Below are 22467 nucleotides of genomic sequence, written 5' to 3' on the forward strand. Positions count from 1 at the left end.
AGAGGCAGATTTGGCATCATCGCTGACCACTTTCACCGACGAGGCGAGAATTGCGCTCGATACGTTGTCGGGCCGCGCCGCAGGGCTCTTCTCCCCATCGCTGCGTCTCGGCGTCACCGGTCTTTCCCGCGCCGGCAAGACGGTGTTCATTTCCGCTCTCGTGCACAACTTGATCCATGGCGGCCGGCTGCCGCTGTTCCAGGCGCAAAAGTCGGGCCGCATCGCCCGCGCCTTCCTCGAGGAGCAGCCGGACGACGCCGTTCCCCGTTTCCAGTACGAGGACCATATAGCCGCCCTGGTCGACGACCGTGTCTGGCCGGATTCGACGCGCGCCATTTCCGAACTGCGGCTCACCATCGAATACGAATCGGCCTCCGGCTGGAACCGGCTGTTCTCGGCGGGAAAGCTGTCGGTCGATATCGTCGACTATCCCGGCGAATGGCTGCTCGATCTGCCGCTGCTCGGCAAATCCTTCGCCGATTTTTCGCGCGAGGCGACCGAACTGGCGGCACTGCCCGTGCGATCAGGCCTATCGCAGGCTTGGCGGGAATTGGCCTCCTCGATCGATCCGGACGCCGACGCCGACGAGATGACGGCGCGCCGTCTCGCTGAAAGCTTCGCCGCCTACCTCAAGGCCTGCAAGCTCGACGAGCGCGCGCTGTCGACGCTGCCGCCCGGTCGTTTCCTGATGCCGGGCGATCTCGAAGGCTCGCCCGCGTTGACCTTTGCCCCGTTGATAAGGCTTTCCGAGGGGCGCCCCCGTTCCGGATCGCTGCAGGCGATGATGGAGCGCCGCTACGAAGCCTATAAGACGTATGTAATAAAACCGTTCTTTCGCGAGCACATCACCCGTCTCGACCGCCAGATCGTGCTGATCGACGCCATGCAGGCGCTCAATGCCGGCCCGGCTGCCATGGCCGACCTCGAACGCGCCGTCACCGAGATCCTGTCCTGTTTTCGGCCCGGACGGGGCAATTTCGTCACCGAGCTGTTTTCGAGGCGCATCGACCGCATCCTGGTGGCGGCGACCAAGGCCGACCAGTTACACCACGAAAGCCATGACCGGCTGCAGGCGATCGTGCGCCGCCTGGCGGATCGGGCCGTCGCGCGGGCGAACTTCAGCGGCGCCGATGTCAATGTAGTCGCCATGGCGGCGGTTCGGTCGACCCGCGAGGGCACCGTGAAACAAGGCCGCGAGACATTGCCGGTCATCATCGGCACACCGCTGAAAGGCGAGAAGATCAACGGCGAGACATTTGACGGCAAAACCGAAACAGCCATATTTCCCGGTGACTTGCCGGAAAAGGTCGATGCGGTATTCGACCATTGCGGGCCGCAGTCCGAAAGCAGTGAACCGGCGATCCGCTTCGTGCGGTTCCGTCCGCCGAAGCTGGAGCGCACGGCCGAAGGCGTCACGCTCTCGCTGCCGCATATCCGGCTCGACCGCGCGCTGCAGTTCCTGATCGGAGATTACCTGGCATGACCCCGCCCCGCAAACCGGCGGCATTCCGCATCGAGTCGGAGCCAGCGCCAAGGCAGGAGCCACCGCCGAAGCATCGCGCCGATGAACGGCCCGCGCGCAAGCCGCAAGCCGCCAGGTTCGATGTCGCGGTCGTCATTCCTTCCGAGGTCGACGTCTTCGACGAGCCGGAGATCGGAGAGGCCGCGCCGCCGCCGGCAACCGCTCCGAGGAAACGCTCGCTGCTCGCCCGCCTATTCTTCGGCGCGTTCGGCGTGCTTGTCTCGCTCGCGGTCGGCCTGTGGACGGACCAGCTCGTCCGCGATCTCTTCGCGCGCGCCGAATGGCTGGGCTGGCTGGCGGCCGGCATGGCGGCGGTCGCGCTTTTGTCGCTGCTCGTCATCCTGATCCGCGAATTCCTGGCAATCGCGCGTCTCGCCGAAGTCGAGAAGCTGCAGCGACGTGCACTGGATGCGGTGGCGCGCGACGACCCCAAGGCCGCGCGCGCCCTGGTTGACGAGCTTTCAGCCTTTGTCGCCGCAAAACCTGAGACCGCTGCCGGCCGGCGATCGCTCGCTGAACTGCGCGGCGAAATCATTGACGGCGGCAATCTGGTGCGGCTTGCCGAAACCGAGATTCTGTCGCCACTCGACGCCCGCGCCAAAACGATGATCCTGGAGGCCGCAAAGCGCGTCTCGCTGGTGACGGCGGTCAGCCCGCGCGCGCTTGTCGACGTCGCCTATGTCGTGTTCGAGGCAGGCAGGCTGATCCGGCGCCTTTCGGAACTCTATGGCGGCCGTCCCGGCACGCTGGGCTTCTTCCGGCTGGCGCGCGGCGTGCTCGCCCATCTGGCGGTGACCGGCTCGATCGCCGTCGGCGACAGTTTCGTGCAGCAGATCGTTGGGCACGGCCTTGCCGCGAAACTCTCCGCAAAGCTTGGCGAAGGCGTGGTCAACGGCATGATGACGGCGCGCATCGGCATTGCGGCGATGGAGACGGCGCGCCCGCTGCCGTTTATCGCGACCAAGCGCCCGGGCCTTGGCGATTTCCTCTCGGCGCTAACCTCGTTCGCGACCCGAAAGGATGGCCGTGGCGAGCAGTAAGGCCGAGTAGTAAGGTAAATGCTGAAACAGCCGCCGGTGACGAAGCATTAACCAATCTTGTTCATGGTCACCCAGGTCCCAAGAATAGACTCTGTCGTGCCGGGTGTCGTCCATGAGAAGCGTGATCCTGTCCTGCGTCCTGCCTGTGACGGTTGCGGTCGCCGCACCGTTCGGCCTCGTCGGAAAGGCATTTGGCGCAGAGCCGGACAAGCAGTTTTTCCGTTCGGTCGAAGGCAAATGGGTCGGCCCTGGCGAAATCATCGCCGGCAAATACAAGGGCACGAAATTCACTTGCAATTTCAACGGCTCCACCCCTGACGGCAAGGTCGGCATGAGCCTCGACGGCGACTGCCGGGTCGGCGTCTTCACGCAGAAGATGTCCGCGACCGTGGAACGCAAGGGCCGCGAGGGCTACAAAGGCAACTTCATGGGCGGCTCGGCCGGCAATGGGCTCGACATCATCGGTGGCAATGTCGTCGACCCGCAGAAGGTGGTCTTCACCATCAACCGCAATCAGTTGAACGGCGTCATGCAGGCCCGTATCCCCGACGACAATTCGATGACCGTGACGGTCGCCGTGCGTGTCAACAAGCAACTGGTGCCGGTCATCGGCATGAGCCTGAAACGGGTCGACTCTGTCGAGGTCGGCTCCATCGCGAAAAACTGAGCAGGCGCGCTCAGCCAGGCAGACAGAAGGCGGCAGCCGCTGGCTACCGCCTTCTTTCGTTTTTGACTTAGCTCAACCCTTGATGGCGGCGGTCACTTCGTCATAGGCCTTACAGGCTTCGTCGAGCGTCGTGGCGTTCTGGTATTTCGTCGTCACGGCCTGCACCTTGGCCGTCAGGTCGGCCGCCTTGCTCGGATCCTTGGTGATCGCTTCCTGAAGCGCGGCGGCCATGTCCTGCGCCTTCTTGGTGGCAATCTCCTGCGTGCATTCCGGTCCCTTCGAACAGGCCGAAACGGCCAGCGCCGCAACACCAACGGCAACGAGCAAAAACTTCTTCATGTCAGTCATCTCCTCAAAAAAGGCAGCGGCCCATCGCCGCTGCCTTCCAATGGCCGAAGCCCAATGGCCAAAGCCGACCGTGCCATAACCTCTGATTGTGGCGGCACGCAACGACCGAGCCGCGTAAACTTGTGTAACGAAGCTGCAATATCGCGGCGTTCCGGATTCAGGCCGCCCAATGCATGTCGCCCAAAAGTGCGCAGCGGTTTTGGGACAACGACACGCATAAAGACAACAACCTAAAGCGCGTCGCGTGAGGCCGTTCAGACGCGACGCGCTTTAGGTCAGCTGGTAGCAAAGTTCACGTGCGAGGCTGTAGCAGCGCCAGCATGACCGTCGATGCGGCAAGGACGACGGTGAGAGTCAAGGGCCCCGAGGCACCATAGGTGTCCACGACATAGCCGCCGACAACCGCGCCGATGGTGATGGCAACCTGGAAAGAGACGACCATCAGGCTACCCGCTGCTTCCAGCGCATCAGGTGCCGCGCGGGACAGATTGGTCGGCAGCACCACCGGCGCCATGCCGAAGGCCAAGCCCCAAAGCGTGACGAATCCGAAGGCGACGGCGATATGCACGCCCCAAAGCACCAATGCCAGCGCCGCAAACGCCATCAACGCGGCGTTGCCCACGAGAGCCATGCGGATATTGGCATCGGCCATGCGGCCGCCGGCAATATTGCCGATCACAGCGGCGACGCCAAATCCGAGCAGCGCCAGGGCAATTGGCCCGGTTGCAAGGAGTGTCACATGTTCGAGGAAGGGGCGTACATAGACGGACCCGGCAAAATGCCCTGTCATCAGCAAAAGAATGGCCAGCATGCCGAGTTGAATGCCACGCCGCCGTGTCAGCCGAAATACGTCCGCAAGACTATTGCTGGCTCTGGCAGGCAGCGTTGGCAGGCTAAGCAACTGCAGCAGCATCGCAATCACGGCCAGCCCCGCTGTCAAGGCCATGGCGCTGCGCCATCCCAGCCAGTCGCTGATCAACGCACCCACCGACGGTGCGGCAATGGTGGCAAGCGAGACGCCGAGGGTTACGATGGCCATGCCCCGACCTGTTGCATTGGCGCCCACCAGCCTGGCCACGACGGCAACCGAAAGTGCCCAGAAGGCGCTGAGAGCGATTCCGAGCCCGGCCCGGCCTAACAGCAACAGCCAGAAATTGGGCGCCAGCGCCGCAAGGATATTGGAACCGACCGCCAAGGCGCTGAGGCCAACCAGCACCGTCTTGCGGTTCAATCGGCCGATGAGAACATTGCTCAACATGGCCGTCACGGCGCCGACCGAAGCGGTGGCGGTGACGACCTGTCCGGCCGTTCCTTCGCTGATGCCGAGATCGCGCGCCATCGGCGTCAACAGACCTGCCGGCAGGAATTCGGCTGACACCAGGGCAAAGCTGGTGGCCGCCAATGAAATGACCGCGAACCAGGTGGCTGCGTTCCACGTGGTTGGCGCGGCGGCATCGAGGTCTATCGCCGCGTCTTCAAGCTTTAATGTTGTGTCTGTCACTGAAAGATCTCCAAAGTCTGGAGGTCTTCATAGACGAGTCTTTTCGGATGAAATGTATCCTAAAATCCGAAATTCATGTCCGTTCGTCCGGGAATTGTGCGACGCACAACGCCTGGCGAGACACTGGTGATGCGCTTGAACGCGCGCGCGAAGGATGCTTCGCTATCATAGCCCAAACGGGTAGCGACCTCGGCAACCGACAAGCCGTTTTGCCCCAACAACTCGCGGGCAAGCTGCATACGCAGACGGGCGAGATAGTGTGCGGCACCCTCCCCTAATACAGCGCTGAAGCGCTCGGCGAAAATCGAGCGCGATTGGCCTGCCAGGCCGGCAAGGCTTTCCAAGGTCCAGTTATGGCCGGGGTCTCGGTGCATGGCTGCCAGCGCGCGGCCGATATGGGGGTCGCGGATAGCGGCGAGCCAACCGGTGGTCGAGGCTCCAGTGCAATTGACCCAGCAGCGGATGAGCCGGGCTGTCAGCAAGTCCGCCATGCGCGACAAGATGGTGGCGCTGCCCATCTGCGGTTGCGCGGCCTCAGCCGTCATAGCCGCCAGCAAAGGACCGACGACCGGATCGTTGCCGGCCACGTCGCACCCTTTGATGATAGGCGGCATCAACGTGATCAGTGGATTGAGCGCACAGGCGCCCAAGGCCATGGAGCCGCAGAAAAGGGTGCTTGTCGCGCCCGTCCCTTCCCGTACCACCTCGCAGACATTGCTCCCCAACTTGGTCACCTGGCAACCCTCGAGCGAGTCGCCAACAACGTCCGGGGCACTGGCCAGCCGATGGGCAATGCCTTGCGGCAGCAGCGCCAGATCGCCATCGCGCAACTCCTGCCAGCCTTCCGCTTCGGTATAAATCCAGCACGGACCCTGGCCGACAAAGTGAAAGCGAAGCAGCGGTTGTTGCGGAAAGGCGATGCTCCATGGATGTCGGAGCTCGCAGCGGCCATAGTTGACACCACTCAAGCGAAAGTCTTGCAGGACTGCGCTGAGCGCATCCATAGGGATACGGGAAGACGGCCGGGACGAATAGTCAGGCATTTGGCCGTTATAGATGCCGAGCGTCCGGAAGGCAAGCGGAGGCCACTTCAACGGCACCCTACCCTTCCAGTCAGTCCTCCCGCCCTTGCCTCGCGCTCCTGCCGCATGCAAGGAGTGCTTACCAGACAACGGACGACAGGGCATGACGGCTGAAGCATCGAGCAGCGATCTCGTACAGGTAGTGGCGCTGCTTGCCGCCGGCGTGGTCGCCGTGCCGATCTTCAAGCGCATGGGGCTGGGCTCCATCCTCGGCTATCTCGCCGCCGGCGTGGTCATCGGGCCGTTCGGGCTGCGCGTCTTTTCCGAATCGGAAGCCATCCTCCACGTCGCAGAGCTCGGCGTCGTCATGTTCCTGTTCATCATCGGCCTTGAAATGCAGCCGTCGCGGCTCTGGGGCCTGCGTCGCGAGATTTTTGGCCTCGGCGCGCTGCAGGTCGGCGTTTGCTCCCTGCTTCTGACCGGCGTCGGGCTGGCCGGCGGCTTTCCGATCGCGCAGTCCTTCGTCGCCGGCGCCGGCTTCGTGCTGACCTCGACGGCGATCGTCATGCAGTTGCTCGAGGAGCGCGGCGAGATCGCCACGCCAAAAGGCCAGCGCATCGTCTCCATCCTTCTGCTCGAAGACCTGATGATCGTGCCGCTTCTGGCACTGATTGCATTCCTAGCGCCCGGCGGCGCCGACACCAGCCTGTCCGAGCGGCTGACCGAGGTCGGCATCGGCATCGCCGCGATCGTCGGGCTGGTAGTGGCGGGACGCTATCTGCTCAACCCGCTCTTCCGCATCCTGGCGGATGCCCGAGCCCGCGAAGTGATGACCGCAGCGGCGCTGCTGGTGGTCCTTGGGTCGGCTTTGGCTATGCAGCTTTCCGGCCTGTCGATGGCGATGGGCGCTTTCCTCGCCGGGGTGCTTCTGTCCGAATCGACCTTCCGCCATCAGCTCGAAGCCGATGTCGAACCGTTCCGCGGCATCCTGCTCGGCCTCTTCTTCCTGGCCGTCGGCATGTCGCTCGACCTCGGCGTCGTTGCCCAGAACTGGCGCCTCGTCGCCATCTACGTCGTCGCCTACATGATCATGAAAGCGCTCGGCATCTATATCGTCGCACGCATGCTCAAGAGCGGCCACCGCGAAGCGCTGGAGCGCGCCGTCGTCATGGCGCAGGGCGGCGAATTCGCCTTCGTGCTCTATTCCTCGGCGGCCGCTGTCGGCATCATCGATGGGCAGGCCAACGCGACGCTGACCGCCATCATCATCATCTCCATGGTGCTGACGCCGTTGGCGATCGTGGCGCTGCGCTACCTCACGCCGCGCGACGAGCAATCGCTCGAAGGCGTCGACATCGCCGACGGTCTCACCGGCAGCGTGCTGATCATCGGCTTCGGCCGCTTCGGCCAGATCGCCAGCCAGCCATTGCTTTTGCGCGGCCTCGACGTCTCGATCATCGACAATGAGGTCGAGATGATCCAGGCGGCGGCCGATTTCGGCTTCAAGGTCTACTATGGGGACGGCACGCGGCTTGACATCCTGCACGCAGCCGGAGCCGGCCGGGCGCGCGCAGTGCTGATCTGTGTCGACAAGCCGGACGCAGCGGTGCGTATCGCCCAGTTGATCAAGGCCGAATTCCCGCTGGTCACCGTTCTGGCACGCGCCTTCGACCGCGGCACCGCGCTGCAGCTTGTCCGCGCCGGCGTCGATTATCAGCTGCGCGAGACCTTCGAATCGGCGCTGGTCTTCGGTGGCTCGGCGCTGGAATCGTTGGGCGTCGACCCGGAAGAGGTCGCGGAGGTCATCGAGGATGTCCGCCGCCGCGACGAAGCCCGTTTCGAAACGCAATTGGCCGAGGGCGTGCGGGCCGGCCAGCGTTTCCTGAAAGGCAATATCGGCACACCGATCCCGACGCCGCTCACCCAGCCGCGCCGCGCCGGCCGGGCTCTGAACGAAGAGACGGCCGGCGTTCTGAACAAGGCAGAGACGAAGAGCTGAAAGGGAACACATGGCAGAGCTCGACGCGCGGGCGCTTTCCGTCACCAAATTCTGGCGCGACGCCGGCGAGGACGCCTGGTTCGAGAAGAACGACGCGTTCGACGCGGGTTTCCGCAACCGCTTCCTCGAGCTGCACTATGCCGCCGCCAGGCGCGAATGCGACGACTGGAACGCGCATGCCGAAGGATCGCTGGCGCTGATGATCCTGCTCGACCAGTTTCCGCGCAACTGCTTCCGCGGCACCGGGCACATGTATGCGACCGATCCGCTGGCCAGGCATTTCGCCGACCGGGCGATCGCCGCCGGCCATGATCTGGCCCTCGACGAGGTCGTTCGCGTCTTCCTCTATCTGCCCTTCGAGCATTCCGAAGCGCTCACGGATCAGCAGCGTTCCGTGGACCTAACCGCAGCCAGGGCGCCGGACTATCTCAAATACGCAAACGAGCATCTGGAGATCATCCAGCATTTCGGCCGCTTTCCGCATCGAAACAAAATGCTCGGTCGCGAGACGACGCCCGAGGAAAAGGCCTTTCTCGAAGGCGGCGGCTTCTCCGGCTGAACAGGCACGCTTACGGATACTTGCCACATGATTGAGTTAGCAGGGCGAACCTATGAGGCCACGATTGGAAGCGATGTCCAACGCGATGGCATGTACCTGGAACTCGCTGACCAACATCAGCGGATAGTGGGCGAGATTTTCTTCTCAGACGTCGATGGGAAGATGACGGTCACGCTGGCTCAGCCTGAAGTGCCCTTGGAAGTGGTTGAATGGATGATTGCCACGGCCAAGATCCGTCTTCCACCAGCCGACCCGGCCGCCGGCTAATCTAACCAAGCCACCATTCCCGCCCGGACGGCAGGCGCTCGATTCCCGACGCATCGACGGCGCCGAGCCGCTCCGACACGCTTTTGCCGCCGACCACGAGGTCGGGCGCGATCTCGGCCAGCGGCGCCAGCACGAAGGCCCGCTCCAGCATGCGCGGGTGCGGCACTTCGAGCCCAGTCTCGTGGATCACCCGGTCGCCGAACACCAGTATATCGATGTCGATGAGGCGCGGCCCCCAGCGCTCCTCGCGCACCCGCTTCAGGCGCCTTTCGACATCCAGGCAAAGGTCGAGCAAGGCGCGCGGCGGCAGCGCCGTTTCGACCGCGGCCGCGGCGTTGAGGAAGTCCGGCTGGTCGAGCTTGCCCCAGGGCGGTGTGCGGTAGAGCGAGGAGACGGCGGTGACGCGCGTCCTGTCGTCGCCATCCAGCATGCGCAGCGCCGCGGCCATGGATTTCGCGGGGTCGCCGAGATTGCCGCCGAGACTGAGATAGACGGCGTTATTCTGGCCAGACAACGGTCACCTCGACGTAATCGAGCACGCCCGGCACCGGGGCGTTCGGCTTGCGCACAGTGATCTCGGCCTTCCTGATCTGCGGGAACCGCGCGGCAAGCGCCTTCGCCACTTCCAGCGCCAGCGCTTCGATCAGAAAGCGGCGGTGTCCGGTGACGATCTTCTCGATCACCGAAAAGGCGATGCCGTAATTGACGGTGTCCTCTATGGAGTCTTCCTCCAGCGGCCGGCTGGGCTCGACCGTCAGTTCAGCGTCGACATAGAAACGCTGGCCGAGCGTCTCCTCTTCGTCCAGCACGCCGTGCCGGGCAAAGAAGGCGCAGTTCTTCATGCGGATGACATACATGGTCAGCGTCCGGGAGAAAGGGCGGTTACTCGCGCCAGCATAGCATCGGCCACCGCCAGCGCATCCACGTTGATTGCGACATCGTGGACGCGAAAAAGATCGGCCCCTTTGAGCCGCAGGATGACGCTGGTGGCCGCGGTGCCGGCCGCTCGCCCGGCGGGCTCGCGCCCGGTGACACCGCCGATGAAACGCTTTCGCGACGTCCCCGCCATCAGCGGAAAGCCGAGCGCCTGAAGCTCTGAGAACCGCGCCATCAGATCGAGATTTTCCTCAGTCGTTTCCTTGGCGAAGCCGAAGCCGGCATCGAGCACGATCTGGCCGTCGGCAACGCCGCTGGCGCGCGCAATCTCCAGCGATTTGCGCAGGAATAGGAACTGGTCCTCGATGACGTCCTGCAGCTTCTGCCGTTCGCGACCGGTATGCATGATGATGAGGCCAGCGCCGGTCTCGACCGCGACACGCGCGATGCCGGGTTCGCGCTGCAGGCCCCAGACATCGTTGACGATATGCGCGCCGGCGGCGACGGCGCGCCGCGCGGTGTCCTCGCGATAGGTATCGACCGAAATCAGCGCCTCGCCGGATCCCGCCAGCGCCTCAATGATCGGCAGCACCCGCCCCTGCTCTTCCTCGGCGGTGATCGGGGCAAAACCCGGCCGCGTCGATTCCCCGCCGACATCGATGATGGCCGCCCCCTCTTCTACCATGCGACGCGCCTGGGCGATCGCCTTCTCCGGCGCGATGAACAGCCCGCCGTCGGAAAAACTATCCGGCGTGACGTTGAGGATGCCGACCACGACCGCTTTCGGGCCGAGGTCGAGATGGCGTCCATGCGCGAGCTGCCATCGCCTTGTCGTCATTGTCCATCAACCATGTGTGATCCGCGCGAAATCAATTCCGTTGCGCCGGCAACGGCCGTAAAGCAAGGTGGCTGAAGAGGCAACATGATGAACCGTTCCCTGCTCTGCGCCCTGATCTTTTCGCTCGCCGCCATGCCGGCCGGCGCGGCTAGCCTGGTGAAGACCTACAGCTATTTCAGCGTCGGCGGCCGCACGCTGGACGACATCGAAAAGCAGCTGACGAAAAACGGTCCCGAGGTGAAGAGCACCGGCTCCAGGCATCCGGGCGCCACGCAGATGGCTTTCACCACCCGCGTCAGCTACGCGCAGACGGCCAATTCCTGCCGGATCGCGAACGCGCAGGTGACCGTGAAGGTCAAGGTGATCCTTCCGGAATGGCGGCGGCCGCGCAAGGCCGATCCAGACGTCCGGCTGTTCTGGGACACGCTTTCGGCGGACATCAAGCGCCACGAGGAGCGCCATGTCGAGATCGCCAAGAACCACGCTCGGGAGCTCGAGGACGCGCTGAAGGCGACTTATCCGCAAAAGACCTGCGAAGCCGCGAAGGCGAAGGCGGCCGAGATCTCGGCCGCCATCCTCGCCAGGCACGATCGCGCCCAGGTCCAGTTCGACCGCGTCGAAAGCGTCAACTTTGAAAGCCGGATCATCCGGCTTCTGCGCTACCGGATGCAGCGCATCCAAAGCGGCCAGCTGCCGCCGGCTTGACTGGCGGATCGGCGGTACCGGCGAAGGCCAATCCCGCCCGAAACATGGTGCCAGATTCGAAAAACTTTCGAGCGGCGATCGAAAACGGCCTATATCGAACGACATATACCGGGTTCGCCTGAGGCGAGCTTTGGAAACAGAGACACGAACGACAGGCGGAAGACGCCCTCGACGGATCGCTTCTTGCGGACCGCGCGCCAGCCTTTGAAAGAATAACGCATGGACCAGACCGTCGACAATCGCACGGCAACAACAGCCGCGCCGCCGATGAGCGAGAGCGAGAAGAACGCCATCATCGGCGGCGTGCTTTTGTCGATGCTTTTGGCTGCGCTTGACCAGACCATCGTCGCGCCCGCCCTGCCGACGATCGGCCGCGCGCTCGGCCATGCAGAATACCTGCCCTGGATCGTCACCGGCTATCTTTTGACGGCGACAGCGATGGCGCCGCTCTACGGCAAGATTTCCGATGTCTATGGCCGCCGGCCGGTCATCTATGCCGCAGTGCTCATTTTTCTCCTGGGGTCGCTGGTCAGCGCGCTCGCCCCCAACATGCTGGTGCTGGTCATCGGTCGCGCCATCCAGGGTGCTGGCGGCGGCGGCCTGTTCGCCCTGACGCAGACTGTCATTGGCGACCTCGTGCCGCCCCGCGAGCGGGCCCGCTACGCGGCGTGGATTTCCGGCACATGGGCGGTCGCCAGCGTTGCCGGACCGCTGCTCGGCGGTACCTTCGCCGAGCACCTGCACTGGTCGCTGATCTTCTGGATCAACCTGCCGCTCGGCTTCCTGGCGATGGCGATCATCAACAACCCGCTGAAGAAGCTGCCGATCGCGGCGAAACACCACCGCATCGATGGGCTTGGTGCAGTACTGCTGGTGATCGCCACGGCGCTGCTGCTCCTGGCGCTCAACTGGGGCGGCAGCACCTATCCCTGGTTCTCTGCGGAAATCCTTGGACTGGTGGCCTGTTCGGCCGTGTTCTGGGCGCTGTTCGCGGTCAGATTGCTCCGCGCCGCCGAACCGTTGGTCTCGCTCGAAGTGCTGAGCAACCCGATCGTGCTCGCCGGCACGCTGTCGATGTTCCTGCTGCAGGCGGCAAGCATCGGCATCTCGGTCTATCTGCCGGTTTATCTGCAGGCAGTCGTCGGGCTCTCGGTCAGCGAGTCCGGCACGGCCATGCTTGGACTGCTCCTCGGCACCGTCGCCGGCGCCACGTTCAGCGGCCGCACCATCCCGCGTTTCTTCCACTACAAGCGCATCGCCATGTTCGGCATCGCCTTCGCGATCCTTTGCATCGGCGCGCTCAGTGCCATTGCGGGCCACGCTTCGCTGCTCGAAGTCGAGGTGCTGACGACCTTGATCGGCCTCGGCACCGGAACGACTTTCCCGGTCAGCACCGTCTCGGTCCAGAACGCGGTCGACCGCGCGCATCTCGGCGTCGCGACCGGGGTGCTGACCTTCCTGCGTTCGCTGGGCGGCGCGCTGGGTGTTGCCATGCTCGGCGCCGTCGCGCTCGGCTACGGCTTGCCGCTCGCAGCCGAGGGCTCGCCAACCCGCATCGAGGTCACCTCGGTGACGCCTTTCGTGATGATCTTCGTGACCGCCGGCATCACGCTTGTCCTGGCGCTGATTGCGCTGGCGCTGATGCCGGAAAAGCCATTGCGCGGCCGGGCCGAGCATGCCGCGCCGGTGCTCTCGGAGTAGCGCGCTCGATTTCCCGCAACGCGCTATTCGTGGACGCCTAGCTTCTTCTGTAGGCTTGTCGACGAGGTCGTGTACTGGAAGACGATGCGCTCGCCGGGGCTGACAATGCGCTTGGCCGCCTGCGCCATCAGGGCGACCTCGTGGAAGCCTGACAGGATCAGCTTCAGTTTGCCCGGATACCAGTTGATATCGCCGACGGCGAAGATGCCGGGGATCGATGTTTGGAATTTCTCGGTGTCGACCGGGATCAGGTTCTCGTGCAGGTTCAGCCCCCATTCGGCGATCGGCCCGAGCTTCATGGTGAGACCGAAGAATGGCAGCATGCGGGTGCAAGGCACCTCGACGTCGCCATCCGGGCCGCCCTTGATCGTCGCCGACGAGAGCTGGCCGTCGGCGCCGGCAAGGCCGCTCACCTGGCCGACCAGGAATTCCAGCTCTTTCATCTCCTGCATGGCATACATCTTGTTGACGCTGTCTGGCGCTGCCCGGAATTCCGGGCGCCGGTGGACCAGGGTCACGCTTTTCGCGATCGGCTGCAGGTTGAGCGTCCAGTCGAGCGCAGAATCGCCGCCGCCGACGATGACGAGGTCGTGGTCGCGAAAATCCTCCATGCGCCGGACCGAATAGAAGACGCTCTTGCCTTCATAGCCCTCGATGCCAGGGATAGGCGGGCGCTTGGGCTGGAACGAGCCGCCGCCTGCGGCGATCACCACCACCTTCGCCTCGAACACCTCATTCTCATCCGTGATGACGCGAAAACTACCGTCCTCGAGCTTTTCGAGGCTGGAGACCATGCGGTTGAAGGTGAAGTCCGGCTTGAACGGATGGATCTGCTCCATCAGCTTGTCGACCAGACCCTGCGCCGTGATCGTCGGCCAGCCGGGAATGTCGTAGATCGGCTTTTCCGGGTAGAGCTCGGCGCACTGTCCGCCGGGACGGTCGAGAATGTCGATGAGATGGCACTTCATGTCGAAAAGGCCGAGCTCGAATACGGCGAACAGGCCGACCGGCCCCGCCCCGACAATGATTACGTCCGTCTTGATCGTGTCCGTCATCAGCTCCGCCCCATTTTGGGAAATGGTCGGGACAGTGCATGAGCTATGGCCCGATTCCAAGCAGCCACGGGTAAAATTGGAAAATGGTGAGTTGGTTCAGCCCTGGCGTTCGGGCACGCGGACGACGAGGCCGTCGAGCGCGTCGCGCACCTTGATCTGGCAGGAAAGGCGCGAGTTCGGCCGGACTTCGTAGGCGAAGTCCAGCATATCCTCCTCCATCGCCTCCGGCTCGCCGACTTCGGCCGTCCAGGCCTCGTCGACATAGACATGGCAGGTCGCGCAGGCGCAGGCGCCGCCGCATTCCGCCTCGATGCCGGGCACCGCGTTGCGGATCGCGTTTTCCATGACGGTCGAGCCGTTCTCGGCTTCCACGTCGAATTGAGTGCCGTCATTGGCGATGAAAGTCAGCTTGGTCATTTGTCACCTGAAGGAGTCGCAGCCGAGATAATCACTCCGCCGGACAAGTCAACTGCGGCGCGAAAACGCCACCGCATGACGTTTTTTCAGAAGGCTTTGCCGGCGCTAGCGGCTGATGGCGGCAATGAAGTCGCGCACTTCCTCGATCAGCACGCCGAGCTTCTTCAGCGTGCGGGCGTCCTCGGGCTGCTTTTCGATGGTCGCGGCGCATTCGGCGACGGCAAAGGCCCCTATGCCGCGCGCCGAGCCTTTCAGGCTGTGCGCAAGGAGCACCCGCTCCTTGGCATCGGCGTCGAGGATCTTGTCGCGCACCGAAAGCGCCTGTTGCACGAACAGCGCCAGCACTTCCTGTTCGAGCGCGCGGTCATCCATCGTCTGTCGCGCAAGATGAGCCAGATCCACAGGTCGCGACCCTGCCGTTCCCGACACGTCACCGCCGGGCATGGAAAACGCGATTCCACTCTCGCCACGCATACGCACTGCAACTCCCTAAAAAGGCGGCCGGCGCCCACAAAAATAGGCGGCCCGCGTCGCCATCGGGTTAACGATTGGCCGGGAAAAATGTTGTCACGGAGGCAGCCTGAATCACGCTTGCGTTAACCTTATATTTAAAGTTTTACGTATCGCCCGGAATGCATGTTTTCTTTACCCCAGTGTGTCATTACGATACGAACGTCCATTTTCAGCCTCCTGTCTGGGACCAGACAAGCCAGAATCAGGCCAAAATCATAAGTCCCGCGGCAGCTAGTACAGGGTAGCGAAGGCATGGCTAAGAAACCGACGACCACCAAATCCCTCGAGAGCGACGTAGCCGCGGAGCTGGAAAAGGCGCTTGACCTTGACCTCAACGGCGACGAAGGCGGGCTCGACATGGCGGCGTCGATGGAGGATCTCGAGGCCCAGATATCGGCGGCCGCGGACGAATTGGCGCGCGAAGGCCGCAGCCAGAGGACTGAGCCGGCAAATGAACCTCAGGCCCCGAAAGAGACGCCTCAGGCAAAGCCGGCGGAGCTGCGCCCGGTCGAGTCGCGCGCCTCGCAGCCGGCGGGTTTCACGCCGCCCCCAGGCTTCACACCAGCCAATGACGACCGCCAGAAGGACTACCGCACGCTTTTGCACGGCCTCAACCGGCGTCCGTCGAGCACCGTCTACTGGGTGATAGCGTTCATTTCGCTCGCCTGGATCGCGGGCGCCGGCGGCCTCGCCAACCTTTTGTTCGGCCCGAGCATCTGGAAGATCCGCACCTTCGACCAGTTCTTCGCCCGTCCCGAGCTGATCGGGCTGGCGGTCGCCGCGATTATCCCGGTCATTCTGTTCTGGGCCTTCGCCGCGATGATCCGGCGTGCCCAGGAAATGCGCATCGCCGCGCAATCGATGACCGAAGTGGCCTTCCGCCTCGCCGAGCCGGAAAACCTTGCCCAGGACCGTGTCATGATGATCGGCCAGGCCGTTCGCCGCGAGGTGGCGGCCATGGGCGAAGGTATCGAGCGCACTTTGGCGCGCGCCGTCGAGCTCGAAACCCTCGTCCACAGCGAAGTCAGCCAGATCGAGCGCTCCTATTCCGAGAATGAGGCCCGCATCCGCTCGCTGGTCGACGGGCTCGGCAGCGAGCGCGAAGCGGTCGTGAGCCATGCCGAACGTGTGCGCGCTTCGATCGCCGGCGCCCATGAGACGCTGCGCGACGAGATCGGCTCGGCCAGCGACATCATTCGCGACTCGATCCTCAACGCCTCGACCAAACTGTCGATGACGATCAACAATTCCGGTGACACGCTGATCGATCGCATCAATGAAAGCTCGATGTCGATCTTCGATTCGGTGGAGACCCGGCTCGACACGATCACCGACCGCCTGTCGACTTCGGGCGAGGCCTTCGCCAGCCTGCTCGACACCCGCATCGCCAAGCTGACCGACACCACCGACGGCCTCACCCGCTCGCTGACCGATCTCCTCGACGACCGCACCAGCGGCATGGTCTCGCTGCTCGGCGGCGCGGCGCGCACGCTGAGCTCCGAATTCGAGGCAAGCCTTGACGGCATCGAGCGGACGCTGGCCGAGCGTGGCCAGGCGCTGATCAGCGAGTTCCAGACACGCGCGGAAGCGCTCGACACCGGCACGCAGAAGCTCAATGCCGCGCTCGAGGCCCGCGCCCGCCAGATCAACGAGACCTTGGTCGAGCGCGCCCGCGAGATCGCCCACACCTTCGCCGAGAGCAAGGACCAGCTGTCGTCGATGATCGACCAGGGCAAGACCCAGATCGGCGCCGACATGGCCGACATCATCTCGTCGACCTCGTCCATGCTCGAAGCCCGTGCTACCGATTTCGCCGGTCGTATGGAGGCCGCACGCCACGTCGTGTCGCGTTCCTTCGACGCCGATATCCAGCGGCTTGCCGATGCCCGCGTCGGCATCGAGGAAGCCGTCGACAACCACAGCCAAAAGCTTTCCGAGAGCCGCGACCGGATGGCCGCCGCCATGCAGGAGGACCTTGCGAGATTCGCCGAGGGTCGTGCCGAGATCGATGCGGCCGTAACCAATCAGGTGCAGAAGCTGGCGGAAGGTCGCGGTCTGATCTCGCGCGCCTTGGAAGAGGACCTGCGCAAGGTCAACGAGTCGCGCGCCGCCATCGATGCTTCGTTGGGCAGCCATCTCGAGCAGCTCGAAGAGGGTCGCAACCGCCTGTCCCAGGCGTTGAACGAAGACTCCGGCAAACTCGTGCAAGCTCGTACATTGATTGATGAAATGGTTGCTGGCCATGTCGGCAAGCTGGCCGAGGGACGCAACATTCTGGCGCGCGCGCTGGAAGGCGACCTCGGTAAGCTGGCGGACAGCCGCGCCTCGATCGACGGCCTCGTCGCCGGCCAGGTCGAGAAGATCGCCGAAGGTCGTGCGGTGCTCGCCAAAGCGCTCGAGACCGATATCGTCGGCATCCGGAACTTGATCGAGACCCACTCCGCCAAGCTCGCCGAAGACCGGGGCGAACTCAGCCGCGCGCTGGAGAGCGACCTCGGCGGTATCCGTGGCCTGATCGACAGTCATGCCGGCAAACTCGCGGATGATCGCAGCCTGTTGTCGCAGACGCTGGAGGCCGATCTCGCCAAGCTCGCCGAAAGCCGCGCCTCGATAGACGGTCTCGTCGCCGGCCAGGTCGAGAAGCTCGCCGAAGGCCGCGATATCCTCAAGCGCGCCCTGGAGGCAGACATCAACACCATCAGGGGTGCCATTGCGGGACATTCCGACAGGGTGCAGGAGGAACGCGCGCAACTGTCGAAGGCGTTGGAAGCCGACCTGCAGACGGTCAGCGGCGCAATCTCCGAGCACCAGAACAGGCTTGTGCAGGATCGTTCGGTGCTGTCGAAGTCGCTCGAGGACGATTTGGCCAAGCTGGCCGAAAGCCGCTCCAGCATCGACGGCCTCGTCGCCGGCCAGGTCGAGAAGCTCGCCGAAGGCCGCGACATCCTCAAGCGGGCCTTGGAATCGGACCTCAACACCATCCAAGGCGCGATCGTCGATCATTCGCAGAAGATCAGCGACCACCGCGCCGAGCTGTCGCGGGCCCTCGATGCTGACATGGCCAATGCCAGCGGCCTCATGCAGAGCCACGCCGACAGGCTCTCGCAGGACCGTACGACGCTTTCCAAGGCCCTGGAGGACGACCTCGCCAAGCTCGCCGAAAGCCGCGCCTCGATCGACGGGCTGGTCGCCGGCCAGGTCGAGAAGCTCGCCGAAGGCCGCGACATCCTCAAACGCGCCCTGGAAGCGGATCTGGCCAAGCTTGCCGAGAGCCGCACCTCGATCGACGGCCTCGTTGCTGGTCAGGTGGAGAAGCTCGCCGAAGGCCGCGATATCCTCACGCGCGCTCTCGAAGCCGACCTCGCCAAGCTCGCCGAAAGCCGCGCCGGTATCGACGGGCTGGTTTCCGGCCAGGTGGAGAAGCTCGCCGAGGGCCGCGATATTCTCAAGCGTGCCCTCGAAGCCGACCTGCAGAAGGTGGCCGAAAGCCGCGCCGAGATCGACGGCGTCATTGCCGGTCATGTCGGCAAGCTTTCCGAAGGCCGCGACATGCTGGCCCGGGCGCTTGAGGACGATCTCGCGAAGCTCGCCGAAGCGCGCAAGGACGTCGACCGTTCCGTGTCCGGCCACATCGATCAGATCGCGGCCAAAAGCAGCGACATCTCGGCGGCGATCGCTGCCGATGTCGAGAAGATCGAGCAGGCCTTCAGCCGCCAGACCGGCGTCATCGAGGAGCGTGCCGGCACCATGGAACGTGCGCTGTCGACCGGTGTCGACAATGTCCGCGGCGTTCTCGAAAAGACCGCCGTCTTCGTTGCCGGCGCCCTGCGCGACAAGGTCATGGAAATCACCAGCACCCTGCATGAGCAGGCGGGTGCTGCCTTCAGCGACGCCGATCGCAAGATCGCCGAACGCGCCGAGCAGACTTCGGCTGCGCTGCTTGCCAGGGCCGAGGACATCGCCAATGCTTTCGAGGCGGCCGACCGCCGCCTGCACGAGCGCGCCCAGGATACGTCCAGCATGCTGATGGCCCGCGCCGACGATGCGTCCAATTCGCTCATGGCCCGGGCCGAGGAAACCGCAGACAAGCTGGCCGCCCGCGCCGGCGAGATCGCCGGCACTTTCGACGCCGCGGACCAGAAGTTGGTGGCTCGCGCGGTCGAAACGGCGCAGTCGCTGGCGGCGCGCGCCGGCGACATCCTGCGCAACTTCGAAGGCGCCGACGAGCGGCTGAGCATGCGCATCAGTGAATCGGCTGAAGCGCTGGCTGCCCGTGCATCGGATCTCGGCCGCATCTTCGATGCAGCCGACCAGCATCTGATCTCGCGCATTGCCGAGGGTTCGGAAGCGTTGTCGTCGCGGGCGTCCGAAATTGCCCGCATCTTCGACGACGCGGACAGCCGCCTGGTGTCGCGCATCGCGAGCAGCAGTTCGACCATCGGCGAACATACTGACGCGATTGTCGGTGCATTCGCCGCCACCGAGCAGCGCGTCGCCGATCGTGCCCGGCAGACCGGTCAGGAGCTCGCCGTCCACGCCCGCGAGATCGAGCAGGCGCTTGCCGGTGCCGACGAGCGGCTGGCGTCGAGCGCCGCCGCCGCGACGGCCCGTGTCGAGGAGCAGGTTGCGAGCGTCGAGAACCGCCTCGCCTACGGCGCCGAAACGATGGGCCAGAAGCTCAACGAGCAGGTCTCCGGCGCCGAGGCCCAGCTCATCTCGCGCGCCAATGTCATCGCCGAGACCTTCACGGCGGTCGGCCAGCATATCGGCCAGAGCACCAACGAGGCGGCAAAGACCATCGGCGCCAACACCCGCGACCTCAACACCATGCTCGCGGCGCGCTCCGCCGAAATGTCGAGGATCCTCGACGAGACGGCGCGGCCCCTGGTCGAGCGCTTCGCCCAAGGCGGCTCCGAGCTGCAACGGAGCATGGAAGAAGTCACCGAACGGGCGACCGAGAAGCTGCGCAGCGAAAACGCGACCCTCGTCAACGCGCTTGCCAACCGCACCGCCGAGACGCTTTCGGCGGTCGAAGGCGCGCGCTCGACGCTGGCCGACAGCGTTGCCGACCTCATCGGCCGCATGTCCACCTCCAGCGCGCAGCTCGGCCAGCTGATCGACCAGGCGGCCGTCAATCTCGGCCAGGTCGAGGAACGCCTCACCGGCAGCACGCAGAGCTTCGCCACGACCACGGAAAAGGCCGCCCAAACCTTCGCCAGCTCGGCACGTCTCGTCGATTCGAACACGACGCGGCTCACCGATCTGTCGTCGGCGACCTTGCGCGAGGTCGCCTCGATCGCGACCAAGTTCGACGAGCACAGCCGCCTGCTGTCAAGCGCCTCGGACCTGCTGAGCTCCGCACAGAGCAATCTCGAGCACACGCTGGAGCGGCAGTCTTCGCTGGAAGACCTCGCCGTCGGGCTGGTCAAGAAGTCGGAGGACCTCGAGAAGGTCATGCGCTCGTTCGAGAGCCTCGTCGGCCAGACGATGCAGAACGCCGAAGGCCGGACGATGGAATCGGCGGAAAAGATCCGCACGGCCATCGCCGAGGTCGTCGATTCGGCGACGCGGCGCTTCGCCGACGCGACCGAGGAGATGCGGCGCACCGCGGGCTCTATCAAGAGCGAGCTCGAGCTGACCCGCGCCGAGCTCAAGAAGGGCGTCATCGAGATGCCGGAGGAAGCCAAGGAATCGACCTCGGCTATCCGCCGCGCCGTCTCCGAGCAGATCAACGCACTCAAGGAACTGTCGGATATCGTTGCGAAATCCGGCCGCAGCGGCAGCAGCGAGGCGGGCGAGCCCCGCGGCCTGCGCCCCGCGCCGCAGGCGCCTGCCCGCCCCGCCGAACAGCCGCTGCGCCGTCCGCCGGCGCCGCAGTCTCAAGCTGAGCGCCGCGCGCCGCAGGCACCGCTCGCCGAGACGACGCTGCGCGGCACGCTCGATCTCGAGCGTCCCGCGGAGGCGCCGCGCCGCGATCCCAATGGCCGCACGGCGCAGGGCGGCTGGGTGCGTGATCTCCTGACCAATGCCTCGCGTGAGGAAGAGCTGAAGCCGGCGGCGCCGGCGGAAGCGCCGCGCGCGGCGCCTGCCCAGCGCTCGCCGCTGCATGTCATGGAATCGCTCAACTCGCTATCCGTCGACATTGCGCGCGCCATCGACCATGACGCCTCGATCGAGCTGTGGAACCGCTATCGCCGTGGCGAGCGCGACGTCTTCACCCGTCGGCTTTACACGCTGAAGGGCCAGCAGACCTTCGACGAGATCCGCCGCAAGTACCAGGCCGAGGCCGAGTTCCGCGCCGCCGTCGACCGCTACTGCGACGATTTCGAAAAACTGCTCAAGGACGTTTCGCGCAACGACCGCGACAACATCATGGCGCAGACCTACCTGACCTCGGACACCGGCAAGGTCTACACCATGCTGGCCCACGCCAGCGGCCGCCTGCAATAAGCCGGGCCTATCGAGGATATGGAAAAAGGCGGGCCGAAAGCCCGCCTTTTTTGTCCCTGGCAGCAAGCCTGTGACGCGATCTGCAATAGATATCGTCGATAGGCGCTGCCCCTCATCCGCCTGTCGGCACCTTCTCCCGGTATAGTGACGGGGAGAAGGGGATGGCCGCAGCGCCGGCGGCTTCTCGCAACGTTGGCGATTGGCGAAATCGTCGATGGCAGCGTCTTTCTTCCCGTCTCTATACGGGGAGAAATGCCCAGCAGGGCAATGAGGGGCGGCGCCGACTCTTCAATGCTTGTCGCCCGAGGCAAATGGCCTCAGCGACCGGGTGGAACCCGCCTCAGATCACCGAATCCGTCCAGCGGACGATGTCCTTCGCCGCCTGGCCGAACGCGCTGTCCAGCGCGCCGACATAGGCGGCACTGCCGCTGCCCGAGACCGGTGCGCTCGCCGTGAAGCTCTTGGAGGCGCGCACCTCGCCATTGCGGTCGTTGAGGACGCGCACGAACAGCTCGACATCGGCATGTTCGCCGCCATTGACCCGGACTTCGAAGGCACGGACCTCGACGATGATCTGGTAGTCGATCGCCAGACCCTCGCCCGGCTTTCCGACGCCGGCGAAGCTGCCGGAACGCTGGAAGGTCTCGGCGAGCCTTGCCTGCACGATCAGCGGCAGGCGGTCCGCCCATTGCGCGCCCTTGAGGAACTGGATCGACTGGTCGGAGGGCCTGATTACGATGTTCTGGCTGTCCAGCGCCTTCAGCGCCGAGGGCTGGGCGATCAGGATCTGGCGGCGGCTATGGCCGTGCATCTCGATCGACGGAGCGGAAAGCTCGAACGTGTCGAGCGGCGCCGGTTTGCTTGCCAGTGCCGCGCAGCCGGCGAGCGCCAACACGAGCGCCGCGGCGGCAACCGGCTTCAACCACCCTCTACCCGACTTCACGCGCGATCCCCGTTGTCCCCGGACCTTACGATCAACTTACAGCT

At 64.5% G+C, this 22467-nt stretch carries 19 protein-coding genes; 9 read left to right on the forward strand and 10 right to left on the reverse strand.

What is annotated here, in order from left to right:
• Positions 1-10: 10 nt before the first annotated feature.
• The 3 genes from RFM40_RS03615 (at position 11) to RFM40_RS03625 (ending at position 3229) form a co-directional block, all read left to right on the forward strand.
• The gene (locus RFM40_RS03615) at positions 11-1483 is read left to right on the forward strand and encodes a YcjX family GTP-binding protein (RefSeq protein WP_320227163.1); all 1473 of its coding nucleotides are present in this window, start codon (positions 11-13) and stop codon (positions 1481-1483) included.
• Positions 1480-2562 (forward strand): YcjF family protein, encoded by a 1083-nt coding sequence (locus RFM40_RS03620; RefSeq protein ID WP_320227164.1) that lies wholly within the window; start codon positions 1480-1482, stop codon positions 2560-2562. The genes RFM40_RS03615 and RFM40_RS03620 overlap by 4 nt, the downstream gene beginning before the upstream one ends.
• 112 nt (positions 2563-2674) lie before the next feature.
• The gene (locus RFM40_RS03625) at positions 2675-3229 is read left to right on the forward strand and encodes a hypothetical protein (RefSeq protein WP_320227165.1); all 555 of its coding nucleotides are present in this window, start codon (positions 2675-2677) and stop codon (positions 3227-3229) included.
• Between the two features lie 72 nt (positions 3230-3301).
• Here RFM40_RS03625 and RFM40_RS03630 read toward each other — a convergent pair whose 3' ends face one another.
• The 3 genes from RFM40_RS03630 to RFM40_RS03640 all read right to left on the reverse strand — a co-directional run bounded on the left by RFM40_RS03630 (position 3302) and on the right by RFM40_RS03640 (position 6121).
• The gene (locus tag RFM40_RS03630; RefSeq protein ID WP_059185639.1) at positions 3302-3568 is read right to left on the reverse strand and encodes a hypothetical protein; all 267 of its coding nucleotides are present in this window, start codon (positions 3566-3568) and stop codon (positions 3302-3304) included.
• Between the two features lie 301 nt (positions 3569-3869).
• Positions 3870-5078: an MFS transporter gene (locus RFM40_RS03635; RefSeq protein WP_320227166.1), complete on the reverse strand. Its 1209-nt coding sequence runs from the start codon at positions 5076-5078 to the stop codon at positions 3870-3872.
• 59 nt (positions 5079-5137) lie between these two features.
• Positions 5138-6121, reverse strand: a complete 984-nt coding sequence (locus tag RFM40_RS03640) for an AraC family transcriptional regulator (protein ID WP_320227233.1) — start codon at positions 6119-6121, stop codon at positions 5138-5140.
• A gap of 142 nt (positions 6122-6263) precedes the next feature.
• Here RFM40_RS03640 and RFM40_RS03645 point away from each other — a divergent pair, with 142 nt between their 5' ends.
• From RFM40_RS03645 to RFM40_RS03655, 3 genes are read left to right on the forward strand one after another with little or no spacing between them, the layout of a single operon-like run.
• The gene (locus tag RFM40_RS03645; RefSeq protein ID WP_320227167.1) at positions 6264-8099 is read left to right on the forward strand and encodes a monovalent cation:proton antiporter-2 (CPA2) family protein; all 1836 of its coding nucleotides are present in this window, start codon (positions 6264-6266) and stop codon (positions 8097-8099) included.
• Positions 8100-8109: 10 nt separating this feature from the next.
• Entirely contained in the window at positions 8110-8658 is a 549-nt protein-coding gene (locus RFM40_RS03650) for a DUF924 family protein (protein WP_320227168.1), read from the forward strand.
• 27 nt (positions 8659-8685) lie between these two features.
• Positions 8686-8925 (forward strand): hypothetical protein, encoded by a 240-nt coding sequence (locus RFM40_RS03655; RefSeq protein WP_320227169.1) that lies wholly within the window; start codon positions 8686-8688, stop codon positions 8923-8925.
• A gap of 1 nt (position 8926) precedes the next feature.
• On the opposite strand, the gene folK is transcribed toward RFM40_RS03655, so the two are convergent.
• Genes folK through folP form a run of 3 tightly spaced genes read right to left on the reverse strand, consistent with a single transcriptional unit; the run spans position 8927 to position 10639 of the window.
• Positions 8927-9439, reverse strand: a complete 513-nt coding sequence (gene folK / locus RFM40_RS03660; RefSeq protein WP_320227170.1) for a 2-amino-4-hydroxy-6-hydroxymethyldihydropteridine diphosphokinase — start codon at positions 9437-9439, stop codon at positions 8927-8929.
• Complete coding sequence (gene folB / locus RFM40_RS03665; protein WP_320227171.1) at positions 9423-9782, reverse strand: dihydroneopterin aldolase; 360 nt, start codon at positions 9780-9782, stop codon at positions 9423-9425. Before folB ends, folK begins: the two co-directional genes overlap by 17 nt.
• A 2-nt stretch (positions 9783-9784) precedes the next feature.
• Positions 9785-10639 (reverse strand): dihydropteroate synthase, encoded by an 855-nt coding sequence (folP, locus tag RFM40_RS03670; RefSeq protein ID WP_320227172.1) that lies wholly within the window; start codon positions 10637-10639, stop codon positions 9785-9787.
• A gap of 84 nt (positions 10640-10723) precedes the next feature.
• Here folP and RFM40_RS03675 point away from each other — a divergent pair, with 84 nt between their 5' ends.
• Together RFM40_RS03675 and RFM40_RS03680 are read left to right on the forward strand one after the other, a co-directional pair.
• Positions 10724-11344 carry a DUF922 domain-containing Zn-dependent protease gene (locus tag RFM40_RS03675; protein WP_320227173.1) on the forward strand — a complete coding sequence of 207 codons (621 nt, stop codon included), beginning with the start codon at positions 10724-10726 and terminating at the stop codon, positions 11342-11344.
• A gap of 219 nt (positions 11345-11563) precedes the next feature.
• Positions 11564-13045, forward strand: coding sequence for an MDR family MFS transporter (locus RFM40_RS03680; protein ID WP_320227174.1), 1482 nt, complete (start codon positions 11564-11566; stop codon positions 13043-13045).
• A 23-nt stretch (positions 13046-13068) separates the two neighbouring features.
• Here RFM40_RS03680 and RFM40_RS03685 read toward each other — a convergent pair whose 3' ends face one another.
• The 3 genes from RFM40_RS03685 to RFM40_RS03695 form a co-directional block, all read right to left on the reverse strand.
• On the reverse strand, positions 13069-14100 hold the full coding sequence (locus RFM40_RS03685) for an NAD(P)/FAD-dependent oxidoreductase (RefSeq protein WP_320227175.1): 1032 nt from the start codon (positions 14098-14100) through the stop codon (positions 13069-13071).
• Positions 14101-14196: 96 nt separating this feature from the next.
• Positions 14197-14517, reverse strand: a complete 321-nt coding sequence (locus RFM40_RS03690) for a 2Fe-2S iron-sulfur cluster-binding protein (protein ID WP_320219111.1) — start codon at positions 14515-14517, stop codon at positions 14197-14199.
• A gap of 105 nt (positions 14518-14622) precedes the next feature.
• Positions 14623-14991: an Hpt domain-containing protein gene (locus RFM40_RS03695; RefSeq protein WP_059185632.1), complete on the reverse strand. Its 369-nt coding sequence runs from the start codon at positions 14989-14991 to the stop codon at positions 14623-14625.
• Between the two features lie 291 nt (positions 14992-15282).
• On the opposite strand from RFM40_RS03695, the gene RFM40_RS03700 reads away from it, so the two are divergent.
• Positions 15283-21480: a kinesin gene (locus RFM40_RS03700; RefSeq protein ID WP_320227176.1), complete on the forward strand. Its 6198-nt coding sequence runs from the start codon at positions 15283-15285 to the stop codon at positions 21478-21480.
• Between the two features lie 340 nt (positions 21481-21820).
• Here the strand turns inward: RFM40_RS03700 and RFM40_RS03705 are convergent, their stop codons facing one another.
• Positions 21821-22423 (reverse strand): ABC-type transport auxiliary lipoprotein family protein, encoded by a 603-nt coding sequence (locus RFM40_RS03705; protein ID WP_320227177.1) that lies wholly within the window; start codon positions 22421-22423, stop codon positions 21821-21823.
• Between the last annotated feature and the right edge of the window lie 44 nt (positions 22424-22467).

Origin of the sequence: Mesorhizobium captivum, assembly GCF_033977165.1 — a bacterium.
Lineage (GTDB): Bacteria > Pseudomonadota > Alphaproteobacteria > Rhizobiales > Rhizobiaceae > Mesorhizobium > Mesorhizobium captivum.

Excerpts from the sequence above, each read along its gene's own strand:
- RFM40_RS03620 (WP_320227164.1), top strand. The coding sequence starts at position 1,480 with ATGACCCCGCCCCGCAAACCGGCGGCATTCCGCATCGAGTCGGAGCCA.
- RFM40_RS03625 (WP_320227165.1), top strand. The coding sequence starts at position 2,675 with ATGAGAAGCGTGATCCTGTCCTGCGTCCTGCCTGTGACGGTTGCGGTC.
- RFM40_RS03630 (WP_059185639.1), bottom strand. The coding sequence starts at position 3,568 with ATGAAGAAGTTTTTGCTCGTTGCCGTTGGTGTTGCGGCGCTGGCCGTT.
- RFM40_RS03640 (WP_320227233.1), bottom strand. The coding sequence starts at position 6,121 with ATGCCTGACTATTCGTCCCGGCCGTCTTCCCGTATCCCTATGGATGCG.
- RFM40_RS03645 (WP_320227167.1), top strand. The coding sequence starts at position 6,264 with ATGACGGCTGAAGCATCGAGCAGCGATCTCGTACAGGTAGTGGCGCTG.
- RFM40_RS03650 (WP_320227168.1), top strand. The coding sequence starts at position 8,110 with ATGGCAGAGCTCGACGCGCGGGCGCTTTCCGTCACCAAATTCTGGCGC.
- RFM40_RS03655 (WP_320227169.1), top strand. The coding sequence starts at position 8,686 with ATGATTGAGTTAGCAGGGCGAACCTATGAGGCCACGATTGGAAGCGAT.
- folB (WP_320227171.1), bottom strand. The coding sequence starts at position 9,782 with ATGTATGTCATCCGCATGAAGAACTGCGCCTTCTTTGCCCGGCACGGC.
- folP (WP_320227172.1), bottom strand. The coding sequence starts at position 10,639 with ATGACGACAAGGCGATGGCAGCTCGCGCATGGACGCCATCTCGACCTC.
- RFM40_RS03675 (WP_320227173.1), top strand. The coding sequence starts at position 10,724 with ATGATGAACCGTTCCCTGCTCTGCGCCCTGATCTTTTCGCTCGCCGCC.
- RFM40_RS03680 (WP_320227174.1), top strand. The coding sequence starts at position 11,564 with ATGGACCAGACCGTCGACAATCGCACGGCAACAACAGCCGCGCCGCCG.
- RFM40_RS03685 (WP_320227175.1), bottom strand. The coding sequence starts at position 14,100 with ATGACGGACACGATCAAGACGGACGTAATCATTGTCGGGGCGGGGCCG.
- RFM40_RS03690 (WP_320219111.1), bottom strand. The coding sequence starts at position 14,517 with ATGACCAAGCTGACTTTCATCGCCAATGACGGCACTCAATTCGACGTG.
- RFM40_RS03695 (WP_059185632.1), bottom strand. The coding sequence starts at position 14,991 with ATGCGTGGCGAGAGTGGAATCGCGTTTTCCATGCCCGGCGGTGACGTG.
- RFM40_RS03700 (WP_320227176.1), top strand. The coding sequence starts at position 15,283 with ATGGCTAAGAAACCGACGACCACCAAATCCCTCGAGAGCGACGTAGCC.